The organism is Amycolatopsis sp. NPDC004747 (genome assembly GCF_053601335.1).
In genome coordinates this window covers 36,327-55,480 of sequence record NZ_JBSGBQ010000033.1, presented here as the reverse complement: position 1 = coordinate 55,480, position 19,154 = coordinate 36,327, and the positions used below count along the sequence as shown (strand labels likewise).

Below are 19,154 nucleotides of genomic sequence, written 5' to 3'. Positions count from 1 at the left end.
GTGAACGTGCTGAAGAAGCGATGGGCCGCCGCGGCGGCCGCGGCGGCCGGACTCGTGCTGCTCACCGCCTGCGGGAGTGGCGGTTCGTCCGGCAGCTCGGGCGGGGCGACCACGCTCGGGTTCGCCCAGGTGGGCGCCGAGAGCGGCTGGCGGACGGCGAACACGAAGTCGATCCAGGAGTCGGCGAAGACCGCCGGGATCGAGCTGAAGTTCTCGGACGCGCAGCAGAAGCAGGAGAACCAGATCTCCGCGATCCGCTCGTACATCCAGCAGAAGGTCAAGGTCATCGCCTTCTCGCCGGTGGTCGAGTCCGGCTGGGACACCGTCCTCAAGGAAGCCAAGACGGCCAACATCCCGGTCATCCTGACCGACCGTGCGATCGACTCGCCGGACAAGTCCCTCTACAAGACCTTCCTCGGCTCCGACTTCGTCGCCGAGGGCAAGAAGGCGGGGGAGTGGCTGACCAAGGAGTTCGGCAGCGCCACCGGCCAGGTGAACATCGTCGAGCTGCAGGGCACCACGGGCTCGGCTCCGGCGAACGACCGCAAGAAGGGCTTCGGCGACGTCATCGCCGCGGACCCGAAGTACAAGATCGTCGCCTCGCAGACCGGTGAGTTCACCCGCGCCAAGGGCAAGGAGGTCATGGAGGCCTTCCTGAAGTCCCAGCCGAAGATCGACGTCCTCTACGCCCACAACGACGACATGGCCCTCGGCGCCATCGAGGCCATCGAAGCCGCGGGCAAGGTCCCGGGCAAGGACATCAAGATCGTCTCGGTCGACGCCGTGAAGGACGGCATGCAGGCGCTGGCCGACGGCAAGATCACCCACATCGTCGAGTGCAACCCGCTGCTCGGCCCGCAGCTGATGGACCTGGTGAAGAAGGTCGCCGCCGGTGAGTCGGTGCCCGCCCGCATCGAAACCAAGGAGACCGAGTTCGACCAGGCGGCCGCCAAGGCTGCTCTCCCGTCGCGCCAGTACTGACACTCGCCTGCGGGTCGTGAGTGGTGAGGCGCGTTGGAACCCGCCTTGCCACTCACGACCCCCGCGTCCACCCGGAGCACAGCAAATGCCTGAACCGCAACCCATGGTGCGGATGAGCGGTATCCGCAAGGAGTTCCCCGGCGTCCTCGCCCTGGACGGGGTCGACTTCCGGATGTTCCCCGGCGAAGTGCACGCCCTGATGGGCGAGAACGGTGCCGGCAAGTCCACCCTCATCAAGGTGCTGACCGGCGTGTACGGGGTGGACGCGGGCACCATCGAACTGGACGGTGACCAGGTCGCCTTCAGCGGGCCCGGAGAGGCCCAGCAGGCCGGCATCAGCACCGTCTACCAGGAAGTCAACCTCTGCCCGAACCTGTCGGTGGCGGAGAACGTCTGCCTCGGCCGCGAACCCCGCCGCTTCGGCCGCATCCAATGGGGCCCGATGCGGAAGCGCGCCGAGGAACTGCTGGCCCGGCTGGACGTCCACGTGGACGTCTCGGCCGAGCTGTCCACCTGTTCCATCGCCGTGCAGCAGCTGGTCGCGATCGCCCGCGCGCTCGACGTCGACGCGCGGGTGCTCGTCCTCGACGAGCCGACGTCCAGTTTGGACGCCGGCGAGGTCGAGCAGCTGCTGAAGGTCGTCCGGTCCCTGCGCGAAAGCGGCATGGCGATCCTGTTCGTGTCCCACTTCATCGACCAGGTCTTCGCCATCGCCGACCGGATGACCGTGCTGCGCAACGGAAAGCTGATCGGCGAGTACCCCATCGCGGACATCACGCCGGTCGAACTGGTCACCAAGATGATCGGCAAGGAGCTCCAGGTCCTCGAGGACCTGGAGGACTCCGGCCCCAGCCGGGCCGAGGTCGCCGATGCACCCGTGCTGCTGGCCGCCGAAGGTCTCGGCCGCAAGGGCGGCGTCGCGCCCTTCGACCTCACCATCCACGCCGGCGAGGTCGTCGGGCTGGCCGGGCTGCTCGGCTCCGGCCGCACCGAGCTCGCCCGCCTGCTCTTCGGCGCCGACCACGCCGACAGCGGCACCGTGCAGGTCGACGGCGAAACCACCGCGCTGCGCACCCCCCGCGCCGGCCTCGACCACAAGATCGCGTTCCTTTCGGAGAACCGGAAGGCCGAAGGGCTGGTCGAAGAGCTCACCGTCCGGGAGAACATCGTCCTGGCGCTGCAGGCCTCGCGCGGCTGGGCGCGGCCGCTGTCGCGCCGCCGCCAGGACGAAATCGCCGAGAAGTACGTCAAGGCGCTCGACATCCGGCCCGCCAACCCCGAAGCGCTGGTGGGCAACCTTTCCGGCGGCAACCAGCAGAAGGTGCTGCTGGCCCGCTGGCTCATCACCGAACCGCGGCTGCTGATCCTCGACGAGCCCACGCGCGGCATCGACATCGGCGCCAAGACGGAGATCCAGCGGCTGGTCACCCAGCTCTCGGGCGACGGCATGGCCGTCGTGTACATCTCCGCCGAACTGGAAGAGGTCCTGCGGCTGAGCCACCGGGTCGTGGTGCTGCGGGACCGCAAGGTCGTGGCGGAGCGCGAAAACCAGGCGCTCACCGCGGACGACATCATGGCCACCATGGCCGAGGGGGTGCAGGCGTGACTGCCTTGAAAGGCTTGACGAAACAGCGGCTCTTCTGGCCCGTGGTGGCCCTGCTGGTGCTGCTGCTGGGCGACCTGATCGCGAGCCCGTCGTTCTTCAAGATCGAGCTGCGCGACGGGCACCTGTACGGGAACCTCGTCGACATCCTCAAGAACGGCGCCCCGCTGATCCTCATCGCGATCGGCATGACGCTGGTGATCGCCACCCGCGGCATCGACCTCTCGGTCGGCGCGGTCGTGGCGATCAGCGGCTCGCTCGCCTGCCTGTGGATCAGCGACAACCCGGACGGTGCCGGCACCACGCTGGTCGCGTTCGGCCTGGCGCTGGGCCTCTCGCTGGTCCTCGGGGTGTGGAACGGCTGGCTCGTCGCGGCACTGGGCATCCAGCCGATCATCGCCACCCTGATCCTCATGGTCGCCGGCCGGGGCATCGCGCAGCTGATCAGCGGCGGGCAGATCATCACCGTCAACTCCCACTCGTTCGAGTGGATCGGCAGCGGGTTCCTGTTCACCCTGCCCAGCGCCATCCTCATCGCGCTCGCCGTGTTCGTGCTGGCGTCGGTGCTCGTCCGCCGCTCCGCGCTCGGCCTGCTCGTCGAGGCCGTCGGCGGCAACCCCGAAGCCAGCCGCCTGGCCGGGCTCCGCTCGGCGCGGCTGACCTGGCTCGTCTACGTCTTCTGCGCGCTCTGCGCGGGCATCGCCGGGCTGATGATCAGCGCGAACGTGCACAGCGCCGACGCCAACCACGCCGGGCTGTTCATCGAACTCGACGCGATCCTCGCCGTCGTCGTCGGCGGCACCCAGCTGACCGGCGGCCGGTTCTCCCTCGGCGGCGCGGTGATCGGCGCGCTGCTCATCCAGACGCTCACCACCACCGTCTACGCCCTTGGCATCCCGCCGGAGTCGATCATGCTCTTCAAGGCCATCGTCGTGCTGGTGGTGTGCCTGCTGCAGTCGCCCGCGTTCCGCCGCAAGTTCCGCCGGCGCGGAGCCCACCCGGTCGCCCCGGCGCCCACCCCCGCTCCGGAGAAGGTCGAGGTCACCGCATGACCACCCTCGCCCGTGTCAAGGGCTACCGGCCGCAGCAGCGGCACGTCCCGATCCTCGCGACGCTGGCGCTGCTGATCGCCGCGTACGTGTTCGGCGCGGTCCAGTACGAGGCCTTCGGATCCGGGCAGGTCATCCTCGACCTGTTCATCAACAACGCCTTCCTGCTCGTGGTCGCGGTCGGGATGACGTTCGTGATCCTCACCGGCGGCATCGACCTGTCCGTCGGGTCGGTGGTCGCGCTGTCCACGGTGATCTCCGGCGACCTGATGCAGAAGCACGGCTGGCCGGCGTATGCGGCCATCGCGGTGGTGCTGGTGGTCGGGGCGGTGCTGGGCGCCGGGATGGGCGCGCTGATCCACTTCTTCGAAATCCAGCCGTTCATCGCGACGCTGATCGGGATGTTCTTCGCCCGCGGCCTCTGCTACACGATCACCACCGAGGCCTACTCGATCGACAACGCGACGATCGCCACCCTGGCCCAGACGCAGATCCCGCTCGGCGGCGAGCTGCACATCTCGATCAGCGTGGTGGTCGCGCTCGTGGTCGTCGCGGCCGCGGCCTACGTCCTGGCGTTCACCCGGTTCGGGCGCACGGTGTACTCGATCGGTGGAAACGCCCAGTCCGCGATGCTGATGGGCCTCAAGACCGGCCGCACCAAGATCGCGGTGTACACGATCAGCGGGGTCTGTTCGGCGCTCGGCGGGCTGCTGCTGGTGCTGTACAAGTCCTCGGGCGACCCGCTCAACGGCGTCGGCCTGGAGCTGACCGCGATCGCCGCGGTCGTCATCGGCGGCACCATCCTGACGGGTGGTTCCGGCTACGTCCTGGGCACCGTGCTGGGGATCATGGTGCTGGGCATCATCCAGACCCTGATCACCTTCGACGGCACCCTCAACTCCTGGTGGACCTCGATCATCACCGGGGCCCTGCTGTTCGTCTTCATCGTCCTGCAACGCCTCGTCACCCGACGGACCCGCTGACACCCGGTCCGACCCCCGGGTGGACCATGTGAGCGCTCACACTCAAAGGAGAGTCATGCTCCGCAGACTGCGGCGGCCCATGGCCGTGCTCGCCGCTTTGGCGCTGTGCTCCGCCGTCCCCCTCGCGGCGGCGCCGGCCGCCGCGGCCGATGCCGACCCGGCGCTCGCGGGGCACTGGACGTTCGACGACGGCAGCGGGACGACGGCCGCCGACACCGCGGGCAGCCATCCGGCGACGCTGACCGGGGGAGCGGGCTGGGGTCCGGGCGTCCGCGGCGGGGCACTGACGACCGACGGGGCGAACGGGTTCGCCGACGCGGGCGCGCCGGTGCTCGACACGACCAAGAGCTTTTCGGTGAGCAGCTGGGTGAAGCTCGACAAGACGTCGGGCTACCAGACGTTCGTCAGCGTCGACGGCACCCAGGTGAGCAACTTCTTCCTGCAGTTCCGCGACGACTCCCGCCGGTTCGCCTTCACCCGGCTGGCCGGGGACGCGCCGACCGACGGCGTCGTCGCGGGCGCGAACTTCGACCCGGTCGCGGGCCAGTGGTACCAGCTGACCGGGGTGTACGACGCGAGCGCGTCGACGCTGTCGCTGTACGTCGACGGCACCCGCCAGGCCACCGTCGCCGCGCCCACGGCCTGGGCGGGCACCGGCCACCTGGTGATCGGCCGCGGCAAGTACGGCGGCAACCCGGTGGACTTCGTCGACGGCTCGATCGACGACGTCCGCGCCTACTCGGGCCCGCTGTCCGCCGCGGACGCCGCCCGCCTGGCCACCGCCGGGCACTGGCGCCTCGACGAGGGCACCGGCACGACGACCGCGGACGACTCCCTCGACGCGCGGACCGCCACCCTGACCGGCGGTGCCGCCTGGGGCGAGGGCGTCGTCGGTCCCCACGGCGTCGCCCTGAACGGCACCGACGCCGCGGTCGACGTCCCGGGCCCGGTCGTGGACACCGCGCAGAGCTTCTCGGTGTCGGCGTGGGTCAAGCCCACCGCGGCGGGCGGCTTCCGCACCGCGGTGAGCGTGGACGGCAGCACCATCAGCGGTTTCTACCTGCAGCGCGCCGCCGACGGCCGGTTCGCCTTCACCCGCCGCGCGGGCGACGGTGACACCGCTTCGTCCTCGGCGGTCTCGACGTTGCCCGCGCAGGCGGACCAGTGGCAGCACATCGTCGGCGTCTACAGCCGTGCGGCCGGCACGCTTTCCCTGTACGTCAACGGAATCCTGCAGCAGAGCGTCCCGTTCACCGCGCCGTGGACCGCGGCCGGGCACCTGGAAATCGGCCGCGGCAAGTGGGCCGGCAGCCCGGCCGACTGGTTCGCCGGCGGGATCGACGACGTCCGCGCGTACCCGACGCCGCTGACCGCCTCCGCCGTCGCCGCGCTGGCCGCCGGCGGCTCTTGGCACTTCGACGAAGGCGCCGGCACGGTGGCGCGGGACTCCTCGGCCAACGCCGCCGACGGCACGCTGAAGGGCGCGACCTGGACCGCCGGGGCGGCCGGCAAGGCCGTCCAGCTCGACGGCAAGTCCAGTGTGGACATGGGCAGCTCGCCGGCGTTCGACGCCGGCACCGGCTCGCTCTCGCTGGCCGCGTGGTTCCGCACCACCGCGGACGGCACCCTGGCCGACCACGGCGACGGCTACGCGCTCGGCGTCACCGGCGGCAAGCTCACCGCCCGCGTCGGCACGATCCAGGTGACCACCACCGGCGGCGGGCTCGCCGACGGCAACTGGCACCACGCGGCCCTCGTCCTGGACCGCGCGTCGCAGCGGCTCACCGTCTACGCCGACGGCGACGCGGCCGTGCTCACCAGCACCTGCGGTACCCCCACCGGTACCACCCTCGACGTCTCCGCCTGCCCGGCCTCAGGCACCGCGGCGGCGCCGTTCACCGTCGGCTCCGGCTTCACCGGCGCCGTCGACGAGGTGGAGCTGCGCCGCTTCCCGCTCACCGCGGCCCAGATCGGCACCCTGGCCGGGGCCAACCAGCTGGCCGTCGACGCCAACGTCGTCCGCGCCAACACCCGGCCGACCACCTACGGCTCGATCCTCGAAGACATCAGCCACTCGGTCGAGGGCGGCCTCTACGCCGAGCTCGTCCGCAACCGCACCTTCAAGGAGGGCTACCAGCCCGGCAGCGGCGCGGGCAACACGCCGGTGCCGTACTGGTCGCTGCTCACCTCGGCGGGCGCCACCGGGACGTACTCGGTCGACACCGCGAACCCGCTGAACACCGCGCTCGACCGCGCGCTGAAGCTGCACGCCGACACCGTCCCGGCGGCGGGCCGGGTGGCCGCCGCGAACGTCGGCTTCTACGGCGTCGCCGCGAAGCCCGCCACCAAGTACACCGGCAGCTTCTTCGCCAAGGGCACCTGGACCGGTGGCGTCCGGGTCAGCCTGGAGAAGCCGGACGGCACCGTGCTGGCGAGCAAGGACCTCCAGCCGGTCGGGCCCGCGTGGGCACAGCAGACGTTCAGCTTCACCACGCCGTCGACGATCGGCGCCTCCACCGACAACCGGATCGTCGTGTCGCTGGTGAACAAGGGCCGGACCGCGCTGAGCGGGGACGCCTGGTTCCAGCAGGTGTCGCTGTTCCCGCCGACGTTCAAGAACCGGCCCAACGGCGTCCGCGCGGACCTCGGGCAGAAGCTCGCCGCGATGAAGCTCGGCCTGTTCCGCGTCCCCGGCGGCAACTACCTCGAGGGCAACACCCTCGACACCCGCTTCGAGTGGAAGAAGACCATCGGCAAGCTCGAAGAGCGGCCCGGCCACCAGAACACCGCGTGGGGCTACTGGTCCACCGACGGCTTCGGCATCCTCGACTACCTGAAGCTCGCCGAGGACGTCGGCGCCCAGCCGCTGCTCGCGCTGTTCGCCGGCTACACCCTCAACGGCCAGCACGTCGACCAAGCCGACTACCCGCAGTACGTCCAGGAAGCCCTCGACGAGATCGAGTACGCCATCGGCGACAGCTCCACGACGTGGGGCGCCAAGCGGATCGCCGACGGCCACCCGGCGCCGTTCGACCTGCACTACGTCGAAGTCGGCAACGAGGACTGGTTCGACGGCTCGGGCAGCTACGCCTGGCGCTACACGGACATGTACAACGCCATCAAAGCGAAGTACCCGCAGCTGACCGTCGTCGCCACCACCGGCGGCCTGCAGGGCGGGGCCGCGTCGACCGCGCCGGGCATGCGGCCGGACGCCGCGGACGACCACTACTACCAGTCGCCGCAGTGGTTCACCGACAACTCGACCCGCTACGACACCGCCGACCGCAGCGGCCCGGACATCCTCGTCGGCGAGTACGGCGCCCAGGACGGCCGGCCCACCGGCACCCTGGCCGCCGCCATCGGCGAGGCCGCGTTCCTCACCGGGCTCGAACGCAACAGCGACGTCGTCATCGGCTCGATGTACGCGCCGGTGCTGGTGCAGGAGAACCAGTCCAACTGGCCGGTCAACCTGATCGGCTTCGACGCCGGGACGAGCTACGCCTCGCCGTCGTACTGGGTGCAGCAGATGTTCTCCAGCACCTTGGGCAAGCAGATCGTCACCAGCCGCCTCAACCAGGGCAGCCCCCTGCGGCAGGTGGTCAACGTGACCACGAAGAGCGGAAGGAAGACCTTCACGGTCAAACTCGTCAATCCGACTCCTCAGGTGCAAACAGCCCGGCTGTCGCTCACCGGCGTCACCGCCGTCGACGGCACCGGGACGCTCACCACGCTCACCGGCGATCCGGCGGGGCGCAACAGCCTCGCCACGCCGACCGCCATCGTGCCGCAGACCAGGGAGATCACCGGGCTGGCCGCGACGTCGAAGCTGACGCTGCCGGCCAACTCGGTGACGACGCTGGTCCTCACCGGCCGCTAAGACCCCGGGACGCGGCGCGTTCACCGCCGCCCGCGCCGCGTCCCGGTCACCAACCAGGAGGGAAGACACCGTGGGAGAACCACTCACCGTCGGCGTCGACTTCGGTACGCTGTCGGGCCGCGCGGTGGTCGTGCGCGTGGCTGACGGGGCCGAACTCGGCTCCGGCGTCTTCGAGTACCCGCACGGGGTGCTCGACGAGACGCTGCCCGCCACGGGCCGCGCGCTGCCGCCGGAATGGGCGCTGCAGGTGCCGGCGGACTACGTCGGCGTGCTCCGCAACGCCGTACCGGCGGCGTTGCGGGACGCCGGCGTCGACGCCGCCGACGTCGTCGGGATCGCCACCGACTTCACCGCGTGCACGATGGTGCCGACGACGGCGGACGGGACGCCGCTGTGCGAACTGCCCGAGTTCGAGGGCAACCCGCACGCGTACGTGAAGCTCTGGAAGCACCACTCGGCGCAGCCGCAGGCCGTGCGGATCAACGAGCTGGCCCGCACCCGCGGCGAGAAGTGGCTCCCGCGCTACGGCGGCCTGATCTCCTCGGAATGGGAGTTCGCCAAGGGCCTGGAGCTGTTCGAAGAGGCGCCCGAGGTCTACGCCGCCATGCGGCACTGGGTCGAGGCGGCCGACTGGATCGTCTGGCAGCTCACCGGGTCCTACGTCCGCAACGCCTGCACGGCCGGCTACAAGGGGATCCTGCAGGACGGCCAGTACCCGAGCCGCGACTTCCTCCGCGAGCTCGCCCCCGGCTTCGAGGACTTCGTGGCCGACAAGCTGGAGCACCCGCTGGGCCAGCTGGGTTCCCGGGCCGGCTCGCTGACCGCCGAGGCCGCCGCCTGGACCGGGCTGCCCGAAGGCATCGCCGTCGCCGTTGGCAACGTTGACGCGCACGTCACCGCCCCCGCCGCGCAGGCCGTCGAGCCCGGCCAGATGGTGGCGATCATGGGCACCTCGACCTGCCACGTGATGAACGGCGCCGAGCTGCACGAGGTCCCCGGGATGTGCGGGGTCGTCGAAGGCGGGATCGTGCCCGGGCTGTGGGGGTACGAGGCAGGCCAGAGCGGCGTCGGCGACATCTTCGGCTGGTTCGTCGAGCACTTCGCCGATGCCTCGCACGAGGAGCTCACCCGGCTGGCGGCCCAGCAGGAGATCGGCGAACACGGCCTGATCGCCCTGGACTGGCACAGCGGCAACCGGTCGGTGCTGGTGGACCACGAGCTGTCCGGGGTGATCGTCGGGCAGACGCTCGCGACCCGCCCCCAGGACGTCTACCGCGCGCTGCTGGAGGCCACCGCCTTCGGCACCCGGAAGATCATCGAGACGTTCACCGAGGCCGGCGTCCCGGTCACCGAGCTGATCATCGCGGGCGGGCTGGCGAAGAACGCGCTGCTCATGCAGATCTACGCCGACGTCACCAACCTGCCGCTGTCGGTGATCGGCTCGGCGCAGGGACCCGCGCTCGGGTCGGCCATCCACGCGGCCGTCGCGGCCGGGGCCCACGCCGACATCCGCGTGGCCGCCGCCGCGATGGGCTCGGTCGAGCGGGCGGTGTACCGGCCGGTGTCCGCCCACGTGGTGGCCTACGACGAGCTGTACGCCGAGTACACGCAGCTGCACGACTACTTCGGCCGCGGCGGCAACGATGTCATGCACCGCCTGGCGGCCCGCCGCCGCGAGGTCGCGAAAGGACGGTCCTGATGTCGCTGACCGGTGAAGTGCTCGACACCGTCGCCGAACTGCGCGAGACGGTCGCGAAACTGCACGGCGAGCTGACCCGCAACGAGCTGGTGATCTGGACCGCGGGCAACGTCTCGGCGCGGGTACCGGGCCGGGACCTGCTGGTCATCAAGCCCTCGGGCGTGTCCTACGACAACCTGTCCGCCGACACCATGGTCGTCACCGACCTGCACGGCGAGCTGGTCGAAGGCGACCTCGCGCCGTCGTCCGACACCGCCGCGCACGCCTACGTCTACCGGCACATGCCGGAGATCGGCGGGGTCGTGCACACCCACTCGACCTACGCCACGGCGTGGGCGGCCCGTGGCGAGCCGATCCCGTGCGTGCTGACGATGATCGCCGACGAGTTCGGCGGGGAGATCCCGATCGGGCCGTTCGCCCTGATCGGCGACGACTCCATCGGCCGCGGCATCGTCGAAACGCTTCGCTCCAGCCGCTCGCCGGCGGTGCTGATGCGCAACCACGGCCCGTTCACCGTCGGCCGCACCGCGCGCGACGCGGTCAAGGCCGCGGTGATGGTCGAGGACGTGGCCCGCACCGTCCACAAGGCCTTCGAGCTCGGCACGCCCGAACCCCTCCCGCCCGAGGACGTCGACCGGCTCTACGCCCGGTACCAGAACGTCTACGGCCAGCACTGATCTTCCAAGGAGAACGATGACGCGCGCGTCGAAACCCGAAGTCTGGTTCCTCACCGGCAGCCAGGGCCTCTACGGTGAGGAGACCCTGGAGCAGGTGGCCGGCCAGTCCCTGCGCATCCAGCAGCTGCTGGCCGCCTCCGGCGGGCTGCCCGCCGAGATCGTCGGCAAGCCGGTGTTGACCGAGGCCTCCGCCATCCGCCGGGTGCTGCAGGAAGCCAACGCCGACGCCTCCTGCGTCGGCGTGATCGCCTGGATGCACACCTTCTCGCCGGCGAAGATGTGGATCACCGGCCTGGACGCCCTGCGCAAGCCGCTGCTGCACCTGCACACGCAGCTCAACGAGGCGCTCCCGTGGGCCACCATCGACATGGACTTCATGAACCTCAACCAGGCCGCGCACGGCGACCGGGAGTTCGGGTTCATCCAGACCCGCCTCGGCGTGCCGCGCAAGACCGTGGCCGGGCACGTGTCCGACCCGGCCGTGGTCGCGCGGATCGACGCGTGGGCGCGCGCGGCGATCGGCGCCGACCACCTGCGCAACCTGCGGCTGGCCCGGTTCGGCGACAACATGCGCGACGTCGCCGTGACCGAAGGCGACAAGGTCGAGGCCGAGCTGCGGTTCGGCGTCTCGGTCAACACCTACGGCGTCAACGAGCTGGTCGAACAGGTCGACGCGATATCCGAGGTGGACTCGCTGGTGCAGCGGTACGCCGAGGAATACAACGTTGTGCCGGAGCTGGCGGCCGGGGGAGCGCGGCACGAGTCGCTGCAGTACGCCGCCCGCATCGAGGCCGGGCTGCGGAAGTTCCTCACCGACGGCGGGTTCGGCGCGTTCACCACGAACTTCGAAGACCTCGGCGGGCTCCGGCAGCTGCCTGGCCTCGCGGTGCAGCGGCTGATGGCCGACGGCTACGGCTTCGGCGGCGAGGGCGACTGGAAGACCTCGGCGCTGCTCGCCGCGGTCAAGGCGATGAGCGTCGGCCGCGACCGCGGCACGTCGTTCATGGAGGACTACACCTACCACTTCGGGCCGGGCACGCCGAAGATCCTCGGCGCGCACATGCTCGAGGTCTGCCCGAGCATCGCCGCCGAGAAGCCGTCCTGCGAGATCCACGCGCTGGGCATCGGCAACCGGGAGGACCCGGTCCGGCTGGTGTTCGACGCCGCCCCCGGCCCCGGTGTCGTCCTCGGCCTGGTCGACCTCGGCGACCGGTTCCGCTTGGTGGCCAACGAGATCGACGTCGTCGCGCCGGACGAGCCCCTGCCGAACCTGCCGGTGGCGCGGGCGGTCTGGGAGCCGGCGCCGTCGCTGGCGACGTCCGCGGAGTCCTGGATCACCGCGGGCGGCCCGCACCACACCGTGCTCACCCAGGCCGTGAGCACGGAAACCCTTCGCGACTTCGCGAACCTGCTCGGCGTCGAACTGCTGGTCATCGACAAGGACACGACCCCGCACGACTTCGCCGACCGGATCCGGTGGAACCAGGCCTACCACCGGCTCGCCCAGGGTTTCTGAGAAGGCTTCTGAGAAAGGAAGAAAGAACGATGAAGTTCACCAGAGGAATCGCGGCGCTCGCCGCCGCGGGGCTCGCGCTCACGCTGTCGGCGTGCGGTTCGAGCCAGAAGACCGCGGACCAGACGGCCGCGCCCGGCGCCGGCGCCGAGGGCAGCCTGGTCGGCGTCACCATGCCGACGAAGTCGTCGGAACGCTGGATCCACGACGGCGACAACATCAAGGCCGCCCTGGAGAAGCTCGGCTACAAGGTCGACCTGCAGTACGCCGAGAACGACATCCCCACGCAGGTGAACCAGATCGAGAACCAGATCACCAAGGGCGCCAAGCTCCTGGTCATCGCCTCGATCGACGGCACCGCGATCACCACCCAGCTGCAGGAAGCGGCCGACAAGAAGATCCCGGTCATCGCCTACGACCGGCTGATCCGCAATTCACCGAACGTCGACTACTACGCCACCTTCGACAACTTCAAGGTCGGCGTCGAGCAGGCGAACTCGCTGGTCAAGGGCCTGGGTGACGGTGCTGGCCCGTTCAACATCGAGCTGTTCGCCGGTTCGCCGGACGACAACAACGCGACCTTCTTCTTCAACGGCGCGATGTCGGTCCTCAAGCCGCTGATGGACAGCGGCAAGCTGGTCGTCAAGAGCGGCCAGACCGACTTCGCCCGCGCGGCCATCCTGCGCTGGGACCCCGCCACCGCGCAGCGGCGCATGGAGGACCTGCTCACCAAGACCTACACCGGTGGCGCCAAGGTCCAGGCCGTGCTCTCGCCGTACGACGGCCTGTCGATCGGCATCCTGTCGGCGCTGAAGAGCAACGGCTACGGCACCGCCGGCCAGCCGTACCCGATCGTCACCGGCCAGGACGCCGAGGTCGCCTCGGTCAAGTCCATCATCGCCGGTGAGCAGTACTCGACGATCTTCAAGGACACCCGCAAGCTCGCCGACACCACCGTCAAGATGGCCGACGCGGTGCTGAAGGGCGGCAAGCCCGAGGTCAACAACACCAAGGACTACGACAACGGCAAGAAGGTCGTCCCGTCCTACCTGCTGCAGCCGGTCACCGTGGACAAGGCCAACTACGAGAAGGAACTCGTCGAGTCGGGCTACTACACGGCAGGTCAGCTGAAATGACCGAACTGCTCGGCATGCGCGGGATCACCAAGACCTTCCCCGGGGTCAAGGCGCTGTCGGACGTCAACCTTTCCGTGCGCCGCGGGGAAATCCACGCGATCTGCGGGGAGAACGGCGCCGGGAAGTCCACCCTGATGAAGGTGCTCTCGGGCGTCTACCCCCACGGGACGTACGACGGCGAGATCACCTTCGACGGGCAGCGGTGCGAGTTCGGGTCGGTGCGCGACAGCGAACGGCGCGGGATCGTGATCATCCACCAGGAACTCGCGCTGTGCGGCCAGTTGTCGATCGCGGAGAACATCTTCCTCGGCAACGAACAGGCCAAGCGGGGCTGGGTCGACTGGAACCGCACCAACCACGAGGCCGGCGCGCTGCTCAAGCGCGTCGGCCTCGCCGAAAACGCCACGCGGGCGGTGCAGGAGCTCGGTGTCGGCAAGCAGCAGCTCGTCGAGATCGCCAAGGCACTGTCCAAAGAGGTCAAGCTGCTGATCCTCGACGAGCCCACCGCGGCGCTCAACGACGACGACTCGGCCCACCTGCTCGAGCTGCTGCGCGGGCTGCGGGACGAGGGCGTCACGTGCGTGATCATTTCGCACAAGCTCGGCGAGGTGACGGCGATCGCCGACACCGTCACGATCCTGCGTGACGGCAAGACGATCGAGACGCTCGACGCGGCGGGGCTGACGGAAGAGCGCATCATCACCGGCATGGTCGGCCGCGACCTCGAGCACCGGTTCCCGCCCCGGGAGCCGGACATCGGCGAAGAGGTGCTGCGGATCGAGGACTGGACCGTGCACAGCCCGACCCAGGCGGGGCGGGTCGTGGTCGATCACGCGTCGCTTTCGCTGCGGCGCGGGGAGATCGTCGGCCTGGCCGGGCTGATGGGCGCGGGCCGCACGGAACTGGCGATGAGCGTGTTCGGCCGGTCGTGGGGCAAGGACATCTCCGGCCGGATCATCAAGCACGGCGAGGAGATCGAGGTCCGGTCGGTGCAGGAAGCCGTCCGCCACGGCATCGCCTACGCCACCGAGGACCGGAAGCGCTACGGGCTCAACCTGATCGAGGACATCCAGCGCAACGTGTCCGCGGCCGGGCTGGGCAAGCTGGCCAAGCGCGGCTGGGTCAACGAGCACGCCGAGCACGACACCGCGAACCGCTTCCGCCGCGATCTGCGGATCAAGGCACCGAGCGTGCAGAGCGTGACCGGCAAGCTCTCCGGCGGCAACCAGCAGAAGGTCGTGCTGGCGAAGTGGATCTTCACCGATCCGGACGTGCTGATCCTGGACGAACCGACCCGCGGCATCGACGTGGGCGCGAAGTTCGAGATCTACACGATCATCAACTCCCTCGCCGCGCAGGGGAAGGCCGTCCTGGTCATCTCCTCCGAGCTGCCGGAGCTGCTCGGGCTCTGCGACCGGATCTACGCGCTTTCGGCGGGGCGGATCACCGGCGAGGCCAAGCGTGAAGAAGCCACTCAGGAACTGCTGATGCAGTACATGACTAAGGAACGGGAATGACCACGACCGAAGCGCGGCCCGCCGTGCCCCCGGTTGAGCGCTCCAAGCGGAGGATCTCGATCAACCCGCGCCAGAGCGGCATCTACGTCGCGTTCGCGCTGATCGTGGTGCTGTTCGAGGTGCTCACCGGTGGCGCGCTGCTGGAACCGCAGAACATCTCCAACATCATCGTGCAGAACAGCTACGTGCTGATCCTCGCGATCGGGATGATCCTGGTGATCATCTCCGGGCACATCGACCTGTCCGCCGGGTCGGTCGTCGCGATGACCGGCGCGGTGTCGGCGGTGCTGATGGTGAATTCGCACATGCCGTGGTTCCTCGCGGTGCTGATCACCCTCGTCGTCGGCGCGGCGATCGGCGCGTGGCAGGGCTACTGGGTCGCCTACTTCGGCATCCCGGCGTTCATCGTGACGCTGGCCGGCATGCTGGCGTTCCGGGCGCTGACCCTGACGGTGCTGGGCAACCAGGGCATCGGCCCGTTCCCGGACGCGATCCGCACGCTGTCCAACGGCTTCACCGACGGCTACCTGGGCAACATCGGCCTCGGCCCGCTGGGCGGTGCCGACCTGGTGTCGCTGCTGGCCGGCGTCGCCGCGGTGGCCGGGATCGTGTTCACCCAGTGGCGCAAGCGCACGGGCCGGCTCGGCTACGGCCAGGACGTGGACCCCTTCCCGGTCTTCGTGCTGAAGCTGGCCGGGATCGCGGTGCTGGTGCTGGCGCTGGTGGTCCAGCTGGCGCGGTTCAAGAACCTGCCGTGGGTGCTGATCCTGCTGACGGCGCTGGTGCTCGGCTACTCGCTGGTGGCCGGGAAGTCGGTGTTCGGCAGGCACATCTACGCCGTGGGCGGCAACCTGCAGGCGGCGACGCTCTCGGGCGTCAAGGTCAAGCAGGTGACGTTCTGGATCTTCGTCAACATGGGCGTCCTGGCGGCGCTGGCCGGCATCATCTTCGCGGGCCGGCTCAACCAGGCGGGCCCGACGGCGGGTGTCAACTTCGAGCTGGACGCGATCGCGGCGGCCTTCATCGGCGGCGCGGCGGTCCAGGGCGGCGTGGGCAAGGTGGTCGGCGCGATCACCGGTGGCCTGATCATGGCCGTGATCAACAACGGCATGTCCCTGATCGGCGCCCCGAGCGAGCGGGTGATGCTGGTCAAGGGCGTCGTCCTGCTGGCGGCGGTGGCCTACGACATCTGGACCAAGCGCCGCGCAGCTTCCTGACCAGGTTCGTCCGCGAAGGCCGCCTCGGGGTTCACACCCCGAGGCGGCCTTTCGCCGTGTCGCCCCTCCAATCACGAGTGATGCCTCCCCAATCACATGTGATGCCCTTCCAGACACACGTGATGCCCCTCCAATCACGCGAGATCCGCCCGCGATCACACGAGATCCGCGGCCGGACGCGCGAGTTACGTGCTCGATCACGCCGGGCCGCGGGCTTCGCTCGTGCGCGGAAAGGCATCGCGCGTGATTGGAGAGGCATCACTCGTGATCAGAGGGGCATCATGCGTGATTGAGGGGACGACACGAGGGCCGCGCCGGTCGGCGCGGCCCCCGCGGGACTACTGGTTGCAGCGCTTGCCGGTGTTGATGCAGTTGACGACCTGGTTCATCAGGCGCTGGCCCATGACGTTGGCGAAGTCGTCGTGGTCCGAGCGCGGGTTGTGCTTCTCCTGGGCGAAGGCGTCCACTTTGTACTGGCCCTTGACCTGGATGTCGTGCGGGATGTTGTAGACCAGCTTGATCACCAGCTGGGGCACGTTCTGGAACCCCTTCGGGCACTTGCCCTGCTGGTCGGCGAACACGATGTGCGTGCGGTGGTTGGTGCTGTCGATGTTCTTGCCGTCCCAGCAGTTCGGGAAGGCGTGGATCCGCTCCACTTTGCTGTTCTGCGGGCAGATCGGGTAGTGGTCGGTGAGCCGGTCCTCGAAGCCGGTGCAGGTCCAGCTCGGCCGGGCGTTGGCCGGGCCGTTGGTGCTCTGCTTGGCGTCGCCGTAGAGGATCCGGAGGAACTGCGGCATCGCGACGACCTTCTGCGCGCCGCCGCTGGTGAACGTGATCGTCGCCGACTGGACGCGCTGGATCTCGCCGTCGTTGTCGCCGACCTCGTTCTTGTCGTTGACGCCGGGCAGCTCCGCCGGCTGGCCGTTGCTGTTCTGCCCGCCGTTGTCCAGGCCGCCCTTGCCGTTCTGCTTGAGCGCGCACTGCGCGAGCCCGCCGAGGTTGGTCGGCTTCGCGGCCCGGCGGCCGATCGCGATGGCGATCCGGTCGATGGTGGCCGCGCGCTTGTCCTTGAGCGGGCCGACGACGGCGTTCTGGATGTCCTGCGGCGTCTTGAGGTCGCCGTTCGCGATCCGCTGGTTGGCCTCGTCGATCTGCTTGTCGAGCAGGTCGAGGTTGCGGTTGACCTCGTCCATGGCCTGGTCCGGGACGTCGGGCAGCTTGCTCGCGACGTCCGGGCAGTCGACCTGCGCGCTCGCCTTGTCCTTGGCGCTGCCGGCGCGGTCGGGCTGCTTGGCAGGCGGGTTCTTCTCGGCGTCGCCGGTGTCGATGCGGACGACGGGCCAGAAGTAGGCGGACTTGTCCCCGTTCTTGCAGGTGGTGCCGGCCTTGACCAGGCTCTTGTTGTTGGAGTCGGCGTTGGTGGAGAGGTTGCCGACGTAGTCGTGCAGGTGCTGGGCGCCGTTCTTGATCCCGGGCTGGGCGATGAAGTTGTCCGGGTTGAAGTGCTGGTTCTCGTTGCGGCCGCAGTCCACGGTGAACGTGCCGCGAGCGCCCTTCTGCTGCAGCGCCTTGTTCACGTTGATGCCCGAGGGGACCTTCGCGATGTCGATGAAGAACGACGCGTCGGCCTCGTCGGCGCTCGCCTCGCCGGTGCGGCCGGCGGTGGTCGCGACGACGATGCCGCCGACGGCCAGTGCGAGAGCCAGTCCACCGGTCGCGATCTTCGTGCGGCGGGTGATGCGATGTCTGCCCGTGGCGGGGGTGCGGGAAGTATTCCGGGCCATGTTCACCTCGTTCGATTGTCCGGGCACGCCGAAGAGAGCCTGCGTACCCGGTCTGGAAACGCGCGGAACCCGGGGAGTGAGCATCGGGCGCGGGCATCGGGGGAACCCGCCCGGTGTCACTGGTTCCGGCATTGGGGTGAACGGACCCGGTTCGGGGCCGGTTCAAGCCGCGACCCCGCCGTTACCTTTTCGTTATTTACGGAAGGTGAACAAAGTTCACGTCTTGCCCTGTGATCGCTAACATCGACGCATGCCCGTGGACGACGCAGGTCCCGACGGCCCGCTCCGCGCGCGGCCCGTCCCGCGCCGGGGCACGCTCGGGGTGATCGCGACCGGCCAGTCGGCGTCCGGCCCGGTGCTGCACGGCCTCCGCGCGGCCGCCCGCGAGCAGGAGTACGTGCTCAGCGTCTTCAGCGTGTCGAGCGAGAGCAGCGCGGCGGTGCTGGCCGCGGTGGCGGGCCTGCAGCTGCAGGGGGTGGCCGGGATCGTCGTGCTCGACGGGCACCTGCTGGCCGAGCTGGCCCCGGTCGCCGGCATCCCGCTGGTGCCCGCGGCCTCCACCGACCAGTACGCGGGCGCCCGCCAGGCGACCGAGCACCTGCTCCAGCTCGGCCACCAGACGGTCTGGCACCTCGGCGGCCCGGAGGAGGGCCCGGTGGCCCGCGCCCGCGAGCGCGGCTGGCGCGAGACGCTCGAACGCCACGGCGCGGAGGTGCCCCCGGTGGTCCGCGGCGACTGGTCCGCCCGGTCGGGGTTCCGCGCCGGCCAGTCACTGGCGGTGGAATCCGGCGTGGGTGCGGTGTTTTCGGCGAACGACCACATGGCACTGGGGCTCTTGGCGGCGTTCGCGGAGGCGGGCATGCGAGTCCCGCGCGACGCCCACGTCGTCGGCTTCGACGACGTCCCCGAGGCGGCGTACTTCGCCCCGCCGTTGACGACGGTCCGCCAGGACTACCTGGCGGCGGGCCGCCGGACCCTGTCGACCCTGGCGGCCCGCATCGACGGCGTGGCGACGCCGGCCTGGGGAACGGTCGAGGCCGAGCTGGTCGTGCGGGAGAGCAGCCGCTGCCTCAAAGGTGCTTAGACCGCATCGAACGCGGGCGGGCGAGGCGCCGAGG

13 protein-coding genes are annotated in these 19,154 nt (G+C 69.8%); 12 read left to right on the top strand and 1 reads right to left on the bottom strand.

The window, feature by feature from the left end; genetic code table 11:
* From ACWEGE_RS37585 to mmsB, 11 genes are all read left to right on the top strand, one after another.
* Positions 1-981: an ABC transporter substrate-binding protein gene (locus tag ACWEGE_RS37585; protein WP_449665242.1), complete on the top strand. Its 981-nt coding sequence runs from the start codon at positions 1-3 to the stop codon at positions 979-981.
* Between the two features lie 103 nt (positions 982-1,084).
* Complete coding sequence (locus ACWEGE_RS37580; protein ID WP_449665280.1) at positions 1,085-2,587, top strand: sugar ABC transporter ATP-binding protein; 1,503 nt, start codon at positions 1,085-1,087, stop codon at positions 2,585-2,587.
* The gene (locus tag ACWEGE_RS37575; protein ID WP_449665241.1) at positions 2,584-3,636 is read left to right on the top strand and encodes an ABC transporter permease; all 1,053 of its coding nucleotides are present in this window, start codon (positions 2,584-2,586) and stop codon (positions 3,634-3,636) included. The genes ACWEGE_RS37580 and ACWEGE_RS37575 overlap by 4 nt, the downstream gene beginning before the upstream one ends.
* On the top strand, positions 3,633-4,616 hold the full coding sequence (gene yjfF / locus ACWEGE_RS37570) for a galactofuranose ABC transporter, permease protein YjfF (protein ID WP_449665240.1): 984 nt from the start codon (positions 3,633-3,635) through the stop codon (positions 4,614-4,616). Before ACWEGE_RS37575 ends, yjfF begins: the two co-directional genes overlap by 4 nt.
* 55 nt (positions 4,617-4,671) lie before the next feature.
* The gene (locus ACWEGE_RS37565; RefSeq protein WP_449665239.1) at positions 4,672-8,493 is read left to right on the top strand and encodes a LamG-like jellyroll fold domain-containing protein; all 3,822 of its coding nucleotides are present in this window, start codon (positions 4,672-4,674) and stop codon (positions 8,491-8,493) included.
* A 70-nt stretch (positions 8,494-8,563) separates the two neighbouring features.
* Positions 8,564-10,192, top strand: a complete 1,629-nt coding sequence (gene araB, locus ACWEGE_RS37560; protein ID WP_449665238.1) for a ribulokinase — start codon at positions 8,564-8,566, stop codon at positions 10,190-10,192.
* The gene (locus tag ACWEGE_RS37555) at positions 10,192-10,869 is read left to right on the top strand and encodes an L-ribulose-5-phosphate 4-epimerase (protein WP_086850157.1); all 678 of its coding nucleotides are present in this window, start codon (positions 10,192-10,194) and stop codon (positions 10,867-10,869) included. The genes araB and ACWEGE_RS37555 overlap by 1 nt, the downstream gene beginning before the upstream one ends.
* A gap of 16 nt (positions 10,870-10,885) precedes the next feature.
* Positions 10,886-12,385 carry an L-arabinose isomerase gene (gene araA, locus ACWEGE_RS37550; protein WP_449665237.1) on the top strand — a complete coding sequence of 500 codons (1,500 nt, stop codon included), beginning with the start codon at positions 10,886-10,888 and terminating at the stop codon, positions 12,383-12,385.
* Between the two features lie 29 nt (positions 12,386-12,414).
* Positions 12,415-13,518 carry a multiple monosaccharide ABC transporter substrate-binding protein gene (gene chvE / locus ACWEGE_RS37545; protein WP_449665236.1) on the top strand — a complete coding sequence of 368 codons (1,104 nt, stop codon included), beginning with the start codon at positions 12,415-12,417 and terminating at the stop codon, positions 13,516-13,518.
* Complete coding sequence (mmsA, locus tag ACWEGE_RS37540; protein WP_449665235.1) at positions 13,515-15,035, top strand: multiple monosaccharide ABC transporter ATP-binding protein; 1,521 nt, start codon at positions 13,515-13,517, stop codon at positions 15,033-15,035. The genes chvE and mmsA overlap by 4 nt, the downstream gene beginning before the upstream one ends.
* Entirely contained in the window at positions 15,032-16,252 is a 1,221-nt protein-coding gene (mmsB, locus tag ACWEGE_RS37535) for a multiple monosaccharide ABC transporter permease (RefSeq protein WP_449665234.1), read from the top strand. The genes mmsA and mmsB overlap by 4 nt, the downstream gene beginning before the upstream one ends.
* A gap of 338 nt (positions 16,253-16,590) precedes the next feature.
* On the opposite strand, the gene ACWEGE_RS37530 is transcribed toward mmsB, so the two are convergent.
* Positions 16,591-18,036, bottom strand: a complete 1,446-nt coding sequence (locus tag ACWEGE_RS37530; RefSeq protein WP_449665233.1) for a DUF1996 domain-containing protein — start codon at positions 18,034-18,036, stop codon at positions 16,591-16,593.
* 250 nt (positions 18,037-18,286) lie between these two features.
* Here ACWEGE_RS37530 and ACWEGE_RS37525 point away from each other — a divergent pair, with 250 nt between their 5' ends.
* Complete coding sequence (locus tag ACWEGE_RS37525; RefSeq protein ID WP_449665232.1) at positions 18,287-19,120, top strand: substrate-binding domain-containing protein; 834 nt, start codon at positions 18,287-18,289, stop codon at positions 19,118-19,120.
* The last annotated feature ends 34 nt before the right edge of the window (positions 19,121-19,154 follow it).